The following is a 13,173-nucleotide window of genomic DNA, read 5'->3' on the forward strand; positions in this document are numbered from 1 at the left end:
CGGACACGTCGACTGATGGAAGCGCTCCCACTGGTGCGAAGGAACGTAGCGCCAACCGGCCGGAAAGCCCAGGGGGTTCGCTTTACTTTTTTACGATCGGGTTCCCCGAATGTTTTTCGCAGTGTCCAGGTCTTGACCGTCCGTTACCCCGTCTTCACTATGGGAGCGCTCCCACTGGTTCAAGCCTTGACTTCTCCCCGAGCCGCAGCCGCAAGGAGGAACCAGCACATGGATCCTGGACGCAGACGCACGACCGCGCGCCGGTTGTGGACCGCGGTGGCCGCCGCGTTCGCCCTGCCGCTGTCGATGCTCGCCACCGGTGCGGAGACCGCCCACGCGGCCGCCGTGCAGTGCAGCGTCGACTACAAGACCAACGACTGGGGCTCGGGCTTCACCGCCGACCTCACCCTCACCAACCGCGGTACGGACGCCATCAACGGATGGACGCTGACGTACGCCTACGCGGGCAACCAGAAGCTGAGCGGCGGCTGGAACGGGACCTGGTCCCAGTCGGGCCAGTCGGTCACCGTGCGGAACGCCTCGTACAACGGCACCATCGCCGCGGGCGCCGCCGTCTCCACCGGCGCCCAGTTCACCTACAGCGGCGCCAACACCGCTCCCACGTCCTTCGCCGTCAACGGCACCACCTGTGCCGGCGCCCACCAGCCCCCGGTGACCGTGCTCACCAGCCCGAGCCCGGGCGCGGTCTACTCCCAGGGGGACGCCGTCCCGCTCGCGGCGACCGCGGCGGCGGCCGACAACGCGACCATCAGCAAGGTGGAGTTCTACGACGACACCACGCTGCTGGGCACGGACACCAGCGCGCCGTACGCGCTCTCGGCCTCAAGTCTGGCCGTGGGCAGTCATTCGCTGGTGGCGAAGGCGTACGACAGCCTGGGCGCGTCCGGCACCTCCACGCCGGTGGGCATCACGGTGGCCTCCGGGCCCGCCGTGGTCGCCTCGCCGACCCAACTGGGCGTCCAGCAGGGCAAGTCGGGCACGTTCTCGGTGAAGCTGTCCACGCAGCCGAGCGCGAACGTGACGGTGAGCACGGCCCGCACGGACGGCAACACCGGCCTGTCCGTGACCGGTGGTTCCTCGCTGACCTTCACCCCGTCGAACTGGAACACCGCGCAGACCGTGACCATCACGGCCGACTCCTCCGGCACCGGCAGCGCGACCTTCACCGCGTCTGCCACCGGCCACACCAAGGCGACGGTCACGGTCACCGAGCTGCCCGCGGCCAAGGCGTACGACGCCCGCTTCCTGGACCTGTACGGGAAGATCACCAACCCGGCGAACGGCTACTTCTCCCCCGAGGGCATCCCGTACCACTCGGTGGAGACGCTGATCGTCGAGGCCCCGGACCACGGTCACGAGACCACCTCCGAGGCGTACAGCTACCTGCTGTGGCTCCAGGCGATGTACGGCAAGGTCACCGGCGACTGGTCGAAGTTCAACGGCGCCTGGGAGATCATGGAGAAGTACATGATCCCCACGCACGCCGACCAGCCGACGAACTCCTTCTACAGCGCCTCCAAGCCGGCCACCTACGCGCCCGAGCTGGACACCCCGAACGAGTACCCGGCCAGGCTCGACACCTCGGTGTCGGTGGGCCCGGACCCGATCGCCGGTGAGCTGAAGAGCGCGTACAACACGGACGACGTCTACGGCATGCACTGGATCCAGGACGTGGACAACGTCTACGGCTACGGCAACGAGCCCGGCAAGTGCGAGGCCGGACCGACGGCCACCGGGCCGTCGTACATCAACACCTTCCAGCGCGGCGTCCAGGAGTCGGTCTGGGAGACGGTCCCGCAGCCGACCTGTGACGCCTTCAAGTACGGCGGCCGCAACGGCTATCTGGACCTGTTCACCGGCGACAGCTCCTACGCCAAGCAGTGGAAGTTCACCAACGCCCCGGACGCCGACTCCCGCGCGGTGCAGGCCGCCTACTGGGCGGACGTGTGGGCCAAGCAGCAGGGCAAGGGCGGTGACGTCTCCGCGACGGTCACCAAGGCCGCCAAGATGGGCGACTACCTGCGCTACGCGATGTACGACAAGTACTTCAAGAAGATCGGCAACTGCACGAGCACGTCCTGCCCGGCCGGCACCGGCAAGGACGCCTCGCACTACCTGCTGTCCTGGTACTACGCCTGGGGCGGCGCCACCGACACCTCCGCCGGCTGGGCCTGGCGGATCGGCTCCAGCCATGTCCACGGCGGCTACCAGAACCCCCTGGCCGCCTACGCGCTCAGCTCCGTCACCGCCCTGAAGCCCAAGTCGGCCACCGGCGCGAGCGACTGGGGCAAGTCGCTCCAGCGGCAGCTGGAGTTCTACCAGTGGCTCCAGTCCTCCGAGGGCGGCATCGCGGGCGGCGCCACCAACAGCTGGGCCGGCCGCTACGCCTCCCCGCCCGCGGGCACCTCCACCTTCTACGGCATGGCCTACGACCCGGCGCCCGTCTACCACGACCCGCCGTCCAACCAGTGGTTCGGGTTCCAGGCGTGGTCGATGGAGCGGGTCGCCGAGTACTACCAGCAGACCGGGAACGCCCAGGCCAAGGCGATCCTCGACAAGTGGGTGAAGTGGGCGCTGTCCAAGACCACGATCAACCCGGACGGCACCTACCGCATCCCCTCCACCCTCCAGTGGTCGGGCCAGCCCGACACCTGGAACGCCACCAGCCCCGGCGCCAACAACGGGCTGCACGTCACCGTCGCCGACTACACCGACGACGTGGGCGTGGCCGCCGCCTACGCCAAGACGCTGACGTACTACGCCGCCAAGTCCGGTGATACGGCGGCCAAGTCCACGGCGAAGGCGCTGCTGGACGGCATGTGGGACAACTACCAGGACAGCCTCGGCATCGCCGTGCCCGAGACCCGGACCGACTACAGCCGGTTCGACGAGAAGGTGTACGTGCCGAGCGGCTGGAGCGGCACCATGCCCAACGGCGACGCGATCAACTCCTCGTCCACGTTCACCTCGCTCCGGTCCTTCTACAAGAGCGACCCGAACTGGTCGAAGATCGAGGCCTACCTCAAGGGCGGCGCGGCGCCCGTGTTCACGTACCACCGGTTCTGGGCCGAGGCGGACATCGCCCTGGCCATGGGCTCGTACGCGGAGCTGCTCGAATAGCCCCCGCCGCGCTCCGCGTACCCGGCCCCGCCACAGGACGGCGGGGCCACCCGGGCCGGGCGGCCCCCGACCGCACAGGGGGGCCGCCCGGCCCGCACGCGCTCGTGGCCGGCTTCCCCGCCGGGTCCGCTACTCGACGGTGCCGGTGAAGATCGCCGCGTCCGATTCGTAGTCGGGGCTGACCTCGATCTGGATGAGCTTCTCCCCCTTGGGCAGTTCGCAGCCCCACGGCACGTTCAGGGAGCGGCCCGGGAGCAGCTTGGTCTCCGGGCCGCCCTCCAGGCCGGCGTCGGAGTCGAAGACCGAGTCGCTGCTCTTGCCGTCCTTGCCGTAGGAGCAGTTGACGGTGAGCTGCGTGACGTCGAGGGCCTTCTGGCCGCCGTTCTTCACCTTGACGGTGAACCGGAGGTACGGCGTGTTCTCCGGCTCGGCGTACTCGCCGGTCACGGCGCGCTCGAACCCGGAGAGGGCGACCTCGGTGGCCGGCTCGTAGACGGCGGTGTCGTCCAGGGCGTAGACGCCGTCCTCGGCCTCCCCGCCGTCCGCGCCGTCCGTGGCGTCCCCGTCGTCGGTGGCCGCCGTGTCGCCGTCCGGGGCCCCGTCCGCGGCGGCGGTCTCGGTGACGGTCACGGTGGGCGCCGGCTCGGCTTCGGCGTCACCGCTGACCCCCACGGTGACCAGGGCCGAGACCGCGGCGGCGACGACGGCCGCCGCCACCGCGATGAGCACCGTACGGGGCTTCCTCGGCGGTACGGGCGGCGGGGGCGGAGGGACCGGCGGTCCGTAGCCCGGCATGGGCGGTGGTGTGAAGTCGGTGCTCATGGGCCCCCCTGGGACGTGCTGTGTGATCTTCGCATGATCCCCTCTCGAAGCGGAATGTGAAGACCTCGTGATGGAATCGTGTCCGGGGGCCCGGGCGCGGTGTCGCACCGGCTCAGGACGGGGCGGGCGCCGCTTTCCGGAACGCGCGCACGCCGAACAGCGGGTCGGCGCGTGGGCGGTCCTGGTCGGGGAGCGCGGCCAGCCGGGCGGCGAACTCCTCGGTGCGCGGCTCGCCGGGCGGCAGCAGGGTGAACCAGCCCCGGCGCAGGTCGGCGATGGTGCGGCGGGGGCTGCGGCCCTGTCCGGGGCTGCGGAAGGAGCCGTGCCCGGCGGGCCGCAGCCCGTGCCGGGCGGCCTCGGCGGTGACGGTGCCGGGGGCGTCCGCCGCGGGCCGGCGCGGGCGGTCGGCGAGGACCGCGTCGATGTCGCTGCCGACGTTGTGCGCGGCGGCCTTGTCGACGGTGGTGACGTACACCCCGCCGGGCCGCAGCACCCGGGCGCACTCGGCGACGACCGCGTGCAGGTCCGCGGGGTCGTCCAGCAGGTGCAGCAGCCAGATGGTGGTGACGGCGTCGAACGTGCCGTCGGGGAAGGGCAGTCGGCGGCTGTCGGCCCGGACGACCGCGCCGGGCAGCCGGGCCGCCGCCCGGCGCAGCATCGCGGGGGTGAGGTCGGCGCCGGTCACCCGCAGTCCGGGGCGCGCGGCGGCGAGCCGCCGGGTGAGGATGCCGGTGCCGCAGGCGACGTCGAGGAGGCGTCCGGGGCCGGGGGGTATCAGGTCGAGGACGGTGCGTGCGGCGGCCTCGGCCCGGGCCTCGCCGCCGCGCGAGGCGTCGTAGCACTCGGCTTCTTCGTCGTAATCGAGCACATCGCTCAGTGTGCCCCGTGGCCTGGGGCGATGTCCTCCACTCTGCGGGCCAGTCCGAAGTCCTTGCCGGTGAGGGCGCCGCCCGCGCTGTGGGTGGTGACGGCGAGGGTCACGGAGTCGTAGCCGAGGGTCAGGTCGGAGTGGTGGTCCAGCTCGTCCTGGATGCCGGCGATGTGCACCACCAGCGCGGTGGCCGCGAAGTGCGAGCCGAGCCGGTAGGTCCGGGTGAGCCGCCCGTCCCGCACCGACCAGCCGGGCAACTCCGCCAGGCGGTCCTCGATCTCCTGCTGCGACAGCGGTGCTACGGCCATGGCCGTGCGCTCCCTTCCATGCCGGGGGTACGGACCCAGCCTGCCACGGCCGGGGTGGCCGCGCCGGGCCTCGACTAGGGTCGCGCGTATGACCGTTGCCGCCTCCGCCCGCCCCGTCTCCCCCGCCGCCGGCCCCGGTGCCGGTCCGTTGCTGCGCGCCTGGCGCGAGCGGCGCCGGATCTCCCAGCTGGAGCTGGCGCTGCGGGCCGGCTCCTCGGCACGGCACATCAGCTTCATCGAGACCGGACGGTCCCGGCCGAGCGAGGAGATGGTGCTGCGGCTGGCGGAGCGGCTCCAGGTGCCGGTGCGGGAGCGCAACGCCCTGCTGCTGGCGGCCGGTTACGCCCCGCGCTACGCGGAGACCCCGCTGGACGATCCGGCGCTGGAGGGCTTGCGGGACGGGCTGGAGCGGCTCATCCGGGGCTATGAGCCCTATCCCGCGCTGGTGGTCGACGCCGGGTACACGGTCGTGGCCGCCAACCGGGGCATCGAGCTGCTGCTGGCGGGGGTGCCGGAGAAGCTGCTGTCCCCGGCGCCGAACGCCATGCGGCTGACGCTGCACCCGGAGGGGCTGGCGCCGCGCATCCGGAACCTGCGTCAGTGGCGCGGGCATCTGCTGGCCCAGATGGAGCGGGAGATCGCCCTGCACCGCTCGGACCGGCTGCGCGCGCTGTACGAGGAGGTGGCGGCCTACCCGGTGCCCGAGGCGGAGCCGGACGCCGAACCTGCCGGGCCGGTCCCGTACTTCGCGCTGCCGCTGCGCGTGGAGCACGCCGGGCGGGTTCTGTCGTTCGTGTCCTCGATCTCCACGTTCAACACCCCGATGGACATCACGGTCGCCGAACTCGCCATCGAGACCTTCCTGCCGGCGGACCGGGCCACCGCCGACCACCTGCGCGCGCTCGCCGGCTGACCGGCCTCGGGGCATCATCCGCCGTTCACCCCGCGGAGACCGGTCTTCGGACATACGACGGGCCCGGATGTGATCGGATAGGGGCACCGGGAACACCGGCAACCGCGATCCTCGCGAAAGGAAGCAACGTGGCAACCACGCGCACCGCGCACACCGTCTGGGAAGGCGAACTGCTCAAGGGCAGCGGGACCGTCTCCTTCGACTCCTCCGGCATCGGCGAGCAGCCGGTGTCGTGGCCCTCGCGCGCCGAGCAGGCGAACGGCAAGACCAGCCCCGAGGAGCTGATCGCCGCCGCCCACTCCAGCTGCTTCTCCATGGCCCTCTCGCACGGTCTGGCCGGCGCCGGCACCCCGCCCACCCGGCTGGAGACCAAGGCCGACGTCACCTTCCAGCCGGGTGAGGGCATCACCGGCATCCACCTCACCGTGCGCGGCGAGGTGCCCGGCCTGGACGCGGACGGCTTCGCCGCCGCCGCCGAGGACGCCAAGAAGAACTGCCCGGTCAGCCAGGCCCTGGCCGGTACGACGATCACGCTGACGGCCGAGCTGGCCTGAGCCTCGTCCGTGCCCGTGGGCCGCGCCCCCGCACCGGGGCGCGGCCCGCGGCGTCCCCGGGGCGCTCAGCCGCCCAGGCGCTCCCAGCCCCGCCGCTCCGGTCGCGGGCCGAGCTGCCGGGGGTCCCGGGTCCGGTAGACCACGTACGGCCGGAACAGGTACTGCACCGGCGCGCTGAACATGTGCACCAGCCGGCTGTACGGCACGAACGCGATCAGCACCATGCCCACCACCGCGTGCGCCTGGTACAGCACCGGCACGCCGGTCATCAGCCCCGTCTCCGGCTGGAGGGTGAACAGGCTGCGCGCCCAGGGGGCGATGGTGCTCCGGTAGTCGTACCCGCTGCCGCCGGTGTGCGTCAGCTTGGCGACCATGCCGAGCACGATCGCGCCGAGCAGCAGCAGGTACATGGCCTTGTCGTTGGCCGTGGTGGCCCGGAAGACGGGGGCGCGGGTGCGGCGGCGGTAGACGAGCAGCGCGACCCCGGCGACCGTCAGCACCCCGGCCGCCGTCCCGCCGTACAGCGACAGCAGGTGGTAGGCGTGCTCGTCCACGCCGAACGTCTCCGTCCAGGACACCGGCACGAACAGCCCCACCAGGTGTCCCGCCAGCACGAACAGGATGCCGTAGTGGAACACCGGGGAGGCGACGTTCAGCAGCCGTGACTCGTACACCTGCGAGGAGCGGGTGGTCCAGCCGTACTTGTCGTAGCGGTAGCGCCAGACGAGGCCGGCCACCAGCAGGGCGAAGGCGACGTAGGGCAGGGCGCCCCACAGCAGGACGGTCATCGGCGTGCTCCGGGGTGGGGGGCGGGCAGGGCGGCGCAGACCGCGTCCAGGACGCCCGCGTACGGGGTGCCGCAGGCGGCCAGCCGGGTGCGCAACCGCTCCAGGCCGCCGCGGTGTTCCGTCAGCAGGCCGGTGTCGCCGGTCCGCGCGGTGAACTCCAGCACGGCCGGCAGGAAGTCGGGCAGTTCCTCGCCGCTGAACTCCAGGCCGTGGCGGCGGTAGACGTCCTTGAAGCGCACCAGGGACATACCGCGCCGCCGGGTGTCGCCGTCGTGCCACCAGCTCAGGTACAGGCTGTGCCGGTTCTTGAGGTCGAAGACCTCCACGTAGTGCGCGGCCAGGTCCAGCAGCGGGGTGACGGCCGCGTGGTCGGTGAACTCCCGCAGTTGCGGGGCGGCTTCGCGCAGCAGCGGCAGCCGGGCGATCAGGTCGTCGTCCGGGTAGGTCAGGCACAGGGCCGCCGCCTGGTAGAGCACCGCGTCCGAGGGCATCAGGTCTCCTCCGCCTCGTCCGAGGTCTGCCGTCTGCGCAGCAGGTGGAAGTTCTCCACCGACACCAGCGGGAGCCGTCTGCGGCCGGAGTCCCGGCCGAACGGCCCGTCGCCGCCCATGCCGGGTCCACCCGCGTGGTCGAGGCTGCACTCGGTGGGCACCGCCGACTCCTCCAGCCGGCGGGCGTCCCCGACGGCGGCGGTCGGGATCACGTACCGCTCCTCGTACTTGGCGATGGCCAGCAGCCGGTACAGGGCCTCGATGTCGGCCGGGCGCAGGCCGGCCGCCGAGGCGATCGCCGGGTCCGGCGTCTCCCCGAGGTTGAGCGCCCGCATGTGCGAGCGCATCGCGGCGAGCTTCTCCAGCGAGGCCCGCACCGGCCGGGTGTCGCCGGCCGTGAACATCTCCGCCAGGTACTCCAGCGGGATGCGCAGGGTGTCGATGGCGCCGAACAGGTTGCCCGCGTCCTCCCCGTCGTGCCCGGTGGCGGACAGCGCATCCACCACCGGCGACAGCGGCGGGATGTACCAGACCATCGGCATCGTCCGGTACTCGGGGTGCAGCGGCAGCGCCACCCGGTACCGGCTGACCAGCGCGTGCACGGGCGAGCGGCGGGCGGCCTCGGTCCACTCGCGCGGGATGCCCGCGTCCTCGCAGGCGCGCAGCACCCCGGGGTCGTCCGGGTCGAGGAACACCCCCAACTGGGCCTCGTACAGGTCCTTCTCGTCCGGTACGGAGGCGGCGGCGGTCACCTTGTCGGCGTCGTACAGCAGCACCCCGAGGTAGCGCAGCCGGCCCACGCAGGTCTCCGAGCACACCGTCGGCAGGCCGACCTCGATCCGCGGGTAGCACAGGGTGCACTTCTCGGCCTTGCCGGTGGCGTGGTTGAAGTACACCTTCTTGTACGGGCATCCGGTCACGCACATCCGCCAGCCCCGGCAGTGGTCCTGGTCGACCAGGACGATGCCGTCCTCGGCCCGCTTGTACATCGCCCCGGACGGGCAGGAGGCCACGCACGAGGGGTTCAGGCAGTGCTCGCAGATCCGCGGCAGGTAGAACATGAACGTCTGCTCGTAGGCGAACCGCACCTTGTCGGACGCCTCTTGGCGCAGGCGTTCGACCATCGGGTCCAGGTCGCCGTAGGCGGGGGCGCCGCCGAGGTTGTCGTCCCAGTTCGAGGACCACTCGATCTTCATCGGCTCGCCGGTGACGGACGACACCGGCCGGGCCACCGGGTAGTCGTCGCCGAGCGGGGCGTCGGTCAGGTTGCGGTACTCGTACGTCCAGGGTTCGTAGTAGTCCTTGATCTCGGGCAGCCGGGGGTTGGAGAAGATCCCGGCGAGCTTCTTGAACCGGCCGCCGGCCTTGAGGGTGAGCGCGCCGCGCCGGTTCAGCTCCCAGCCGCCGCGCCATTTCTCCTGGTCCTCGTAGCGGCGCGGATAGCCCTGCCCGGGGCGGGTCTCCACGTTGTTGAACCAGACGTACTCCATGCCCCGCCGGTTGGTCCACGCCTGTTTGCAGGTGACCGAACAGGTGTGGCAGCCGATGCACTTGTCGAGGTTCATCACCATCGCGATCTGGGCCATCGGACGCATCAGTACTCGACCTCCTGGCCGCGGCGGCGGATCACCGTCACCTCGTCGCGCTGGTTCCCCGTCGGGCCCAGGTAGTTGAACGCCCAGGACAACTGGGCGTATCCGCCGATCAGATGGGACGGCTTGAGCAGCAGCCGGGTCAGGGAGTTGTGGATGCCGCCGCGCATCCCGGTGGTCTCCGTCTTCGGCACGCTCACCGTGCGCTCCTGCGCGTGGTGCAGGTAGACGGTGCCGGGCGGCATGCGGTGCGAGACGATCGCGCGGGCCACGACCACGCCGTTGCGGTTGACCGCCTCCACCCAGTCGTTGTCCCCGGCGCCGATCGCGTCGGCGTCCTGCGGGGACATCCAGATGGTCTGCCCGCCCCGGGAGAGGGCCAGCATGAACAGGTTGTCCTGGTACTCGGAGTGTATCGACCACTTGCTGTGCGGAGTGAGGTAACGCACCGTCACCTCGCGGTGGCCGTCGGGTCCGAGGCGCGGTTCGCCGAACAGCCGGTGCATGTCCAGCGGCGGCCGGTACACCGGCAGGGCCTCGCCGAGTTCGTGCATCCAGTCGTGGTCGAGGAAGAAGTGCTGGCGGCCGGTGAGGGTGTGCCAGGGTTTGCCGTGCTCGGTGTTGAGCGTGAACGCCGTGTAGCGCCGGCCGCCGGACTCGCTGCCCGACCACTCCGGCGAGGTGATCACCGGCACGGGCGCCGCCTGGGTGTCGGCGTACGTGACCCGTTTGCCCTCGTGCTCGGCGGCGAGATGGGCCATCGGCCGCCCGGTGCGCCGCTCCAGCGTGCGGAAGCCCTCGGTGGCCAGGCGCCCGTTGGTGGTGCCGGACAGGGCGAGGACGGTGTTCGCCGCCTTCACGGCCGTGTCGAGCGACGGCCGCCCCTGGTAGCCGGTGCCGTTGGACTTCCGCAGCTGGGCGACCTCCACGTCCGGGCGCAGGGCGATCCCCTTGGCGGCGAGGCCGAGTCGCTCCACGAGCGGGCCGAGGGCGGCGAACTTGGCGGCGATCGCGGTGTAGTCGCGCTCCACCACGGTCAGGTTCGGCAGGGTCCGGCCGGGTACGGGCTCGCACTCGCCGCGCTTCCAGTCCCGCACCACCCCGCCCGGCTGGGCGGTCTCGGCCGGGGTGTCGTGCTGGAGCGGGCTCGCCACCAGGTCCCGGCGGACGCCCAGATGGTCCACGGCCAGCTCGCTGAGCTTCTCCGCGAGCGCCTTGAAAGTGTCGAAGTCGGTGCGGGCCTGCCAGGGCGGGTCCACGGCCGGGGTGAACGCGTGCACGAAGGGGTGCATGTCGGTGGAGGACAGGTCGTGCTTCTCGTACCAGGTCGCGGCCGGCAGCACCACGTCCGACAGCAGCGTGGAGGAGGTGTGCCGGAAGTCCAGCGACAGCAGCAGGTCGAGCTTGCCCTCCGGTGCCCGCTCCCGCCAGGTCACGTCCCTCGGCCGCTCGCCTGGCGCGGCCTCGTCGGCGCGCAGCGAGGAGTGGGTGCCCAGCAGGTGCCGGGTGAAGTACTCGGCGCCCTTGGCCGAGGAGCCCAGCAGATTGGCCCGCCACAGGGTCAGCACGCGCGGCCAGTTCTCCGGGGCGTCCGGGTCCTCGCAGGCGAACCTCAGGGTGCCGGCGCGCAGCGCGGCCACCGCCTTCGCCACCGGGTCGCCGCTCTCCTCGCCCAGGTCGAGCGGGTTGCGGTCGAAGGTGGGGTACGACGGCATCCAGCCCGCGCGGGCGGACAGCGCCAGGCAGTCCGCGGCGGTCATCCCGGCGAACCGGCCCTCGCCGAGCGGCGAGGCGAGCACATCAGCGCCGAAGCGGTCGTAGCGCCATTGGTCGGTGTGCAGGTACCAGTACCCGGTGCCGATCGCCTGCCGGGGCGGTCGGGACCAGTCGGAGGCGGCGGCCAGCGTCGCCCAGCCGGTCACCGGGCGGCACTTCTCCTGGCCCACGTAGTGCGCCCAGCCGCCGCCGTTGCGGCCCTGGCAGCCGGTGAGCTTCAGCAGGGCCAGGAAGGCGCGGTAGATCGTCTCCGAGTGGAACCAGTGGTTGGTGCCCGCCCCCATGATGATCATGCAGCGGCCCCGGGAGCGTTCGGCGGTCCGCGCGAACTCCCGGGCGATGCGCACGCACTGGGCGGCCGGGACGGAGGTGTGCGTCTCCTGCCAGGCGGGGGTGGCCGGGGTGCGGTCGTCGTCGTAGGAGGCGGGCCAGTCGCCGGGCATCCCGGGGCGGGCCACCCCGTACTGGGCCAGCAGCAGGTCGTAGACCGTCGTCACCAGCGGGCCGTCCGCGCCGCCCAGCCGGGTGGCCGGGACGCTGCGCCGCAGCACCTCGCCCCGCCCCTGTCCGTGTGCCCCGCCCTCGGTGTCGAACCGGGGCAGCAGCACCTCCACCGGCACCGCGATCTCGCTGCCGTACAGGCTCAGCCGGGGCCGGATGTCGCCCAGTTCCAGGTTCCACCGGCCCTCGCCGGACTCGGTCCAGCGAAAGCCCAGGGAGCCGTTCGGCACCACCGCGCGGCCGGTCGTCTCGTCCAGGACGGCCGTCTTCCACTCCGCGCCCTCCCCGTCCTGGCCGATGTCGGTGGCGCGCAGGAACTTCCCCGGCACCCACGCCCCGTCCCGCTCGGCGAGCGTCACCAGGAACGGCAGGTCGGTGAACTTCCGTACGTAGTCGGTGAAGAACGGCGTCTGCCGGTCGACGAAGAACTCCTTGAGGATCACATGGCCCATCGCCAGGGCCAGCGCGCCGTCCGTGCCCGGGTGCGGGTGCAGCCAGGTGTCGGCGAACTTGGTGGCGTCGGCGTAGTCCGGTGAGACCACCACCACCTTCTGTCCCCGGTAGCGGGCCTCCGCCATCCAGTGCGCGTCCGGGGTGCGGGTCACCGGAACGTTGGAGCCCCACATGATCAGGTAGGCGGCGTCCCACCAGTCGCCGGACTCGGGTACGTCCGTCTGGTCGCCGAAGACCTGCGGGGAGGCCACCGGGAGGTCGGCGTACCAGTCGTAGAACGACAGCATGGACGCGCCGATCAGCGAGTGGTAGCGGGCGCCGGCCGCGTGCGACACCATCGACATCGCCGGGATCGGGGAGAACCCGGCGATCCGGTCGGGGCCGTAGGTCTTGATGGTGTGCACCTGCGCGGCGGCGACCAGTTCCACCGCCTCCTCCCAGCGCGCCCGCACCAGGCCGCCCTTGCCGCGCGCCCGCTGGTAACGGCGGCGCCGCTCGGGGTCGTTCTGGATGTCCGCCCAGGCCAGCACCGGGTCCCCGAGCCGCTGCTTCGCCTCCCGGTACATCTGGAGCAGCACGCCCCGGACGTAGGGGTAGCGGACCCGGGTGGGCGAGTAGGTGTACCAGGAGAACGCGGCGCCGCGCGGGCAGCCGCGCGGCTCGTACTCGGGCCGGTCCGGGCCCACCGACGGATAGTCCGTCTCCTGGGTCTCCCAGGTGATGATCCCGTCCTTGACGTACACCTTCCACCGGCAGGAGCCGGTGCAGTTCACGCCGTGGGTGGAGTGCACCACCTTGTCGTGGCTCCACCGGTCCCGGTAGAAGGCGTCCGCCTGCCGGCCGCCGGTCAGGGTGACGCTGTGCAGGTCGGGCGCGGGCGTGCCGGGCCGGAAGAAGCTGCCCGCGGACAGCAGGGCCGCGCCGGGCTCCCTGGGCGGTCTCCGCGTGTCGGTCACGTGCGCT

10 protein-coding genes are annotated in these 13,173 nt (G+C 71.9%); 3 read left to right on the forward strand and 7 right to left on the reverse strand.

Features of this window, described 5'->3' with window-relative positions; all coding sequences use genetic code 11:
• Positions 1–228: 228 nt before the first annotated feature.
• On the forward strand, positions 229–3,141 hold the full coding sequence (locus tag ACSURM_RS07370) for a glycoside hydrolase family 48 protein (protein ID WP_436954151.1): 2,913 nt from the start codon (positions 229–231) through the stop codon (positions 3,139–3,141).
• A gap of 129 nt (positions 3,142–3,270) precedes the next feature.
• On the opposite strand, the gene ACSURM_RS07375 is transcribed toward ACSURM_RS07370, so the two are convergent.
• The 3 genes from ACSURM_RS07375 to ACSURM_RS07385 all read right to left on the reverse strand — a co-directional run bounded on the left by ACSURM_RS07375 (position 3,271) and on the right by ACSURM_RS07385 (position 5,142).
• On the reverse strand, positions 3,271–3,963 hold the full coding sequence (locus ACSURM_RS07375) for a hypothetical protein (RefSeq protein WP_436954152.1): 693 nt from the start codon (positions 3,961–3,963) through the stop codon (positions 3,271–3,273).
• A gap of 112 nt (positions 3,964–4,075) precedes the next feature.
• Positions 4,076–4,831 (reverse strand): class I SAM-dependent methyltransferase, encoded by a 756-nt coding sequence (locus tag ACSURM_RS07380; RefSeq protein ID WP_436954153.1) that lies wholly within the window; start codon positions 4,829–4,831, stop codon positions 4,076–4,078.
• 5 nt (positions 4,832–4,836) lie between these two features.
• A complete protein-coding gene (locus ACSURM_RS07385; RefSeq protein WP_436954154.1) occupies positions 4,837–5,142 on the reverse strand; it encodes a 4a-hydroxytetrahydrobiopterin dehydratase in 306 nt (101 codons plus the stop codon).
• An 88-nt stretch (positions 5,143–5,230) separates the two neighbouring features.
• Here ACSURM_RS07385 and ACSURM_RS07390 point away from each other — a divergent pair, with 88 nt between their 5' ends.
• Positions 5,231–6,055, forward strand: coding sequence for a helix-turn-helix domain-containing protein (locus tag ACSURM_RS07390; protein ID WP_436954155.1), 825 nt, complete (start codon positions 5,231–5,233; stop codon positions 6,053–6,055).
• A 128-nt stretch (positions 6,056–6,183) separates the two neighbouring features.
• On the forward strand, positions 6,184–6,609 hold the full coding sequence (locus tag ACSURM_RS07395) for an OsmC family protein (protein ID WP_436954156.1): 426 nt from the start codon (positions 6,184–6,186) through the stop codon (positions 6,607–6,609).
• A gap of 65 nt (positions 6,610–6,674) precedes the next feature.
• On the opposite strand, the gene narI is transcribed toward ACSURM_RS07395, so the two are convergent.
• The 4 genes from narI to ACSURM_RS07415 are packed head-to-tail and all read right to left on the reverse strand — an operon-like array spanning position 6,675 to position 13,166.
• Entirely contained in the window at positions 6,675–7,397 is a 723-nt protein-coding gene (gene narI, locus ACSURM_RS07400; RefSeq protein WP_436954157.1) for a respiratory nitrate reductase subunit gamma, read from the reverse strand.
• The gene (narJ, locus tag ACSURM_RS07405; RefSeq protein ID WP_436954158.1) at positions 7,394–7,888 is read right to left on the reverse strand and encodes a nitrate reductase molybdenum cofactor assembly chaperone; all 495 of its coding nucleotides are present in this window, start codon (positions 7,886–7,888) and stop codon (positions 7,394–7,396) included. The genes narI and narJ overlap by 4 nt, the downstream gene beginning before the upstream one ends.
• Positions 7,888–9,483, reverse strand: coding sequence for a nitrate reductase subunit beta (gene narH / locus ACSURM_RS07410; protein ID WP_436954159.1), 1,596 nt, complete (start codon positions 9,481–9,483; stop codon positions 7,888–7,890). Before narH ends, narJ begins: the two co-directional genes overlap by 1 nt.
• On the reverse strand, positions 9,483–13,166 hold the full coding sequence (locus tag ACSURM_RS07415; RefSeq protein WP_436954161.1) for a nitrate reductase subunit alpha: 3,684 nt from the start codon (positions 13,164–13,166) through the stop codon (positions 9,483–9,485). The genes narH and ACSURM_RS07415 overlap by 1 nt, the downstream gene beginning before the upstream one ends.
• Positions 13,167–13,173: the final 7 nt, after the last annotated feature.

Origin of the sequence: Streptomyces sp. SudanB182_2057 (assembly GCF_964272715.1) — a bacterium.
Taxonomy (GTDB): domain Bacteria; phylum Actinomycetota; class Actinomycetes; order Streptomycetales; family Streptomycetaceae; genus Streptomyces; species Streptomyces rubradiris.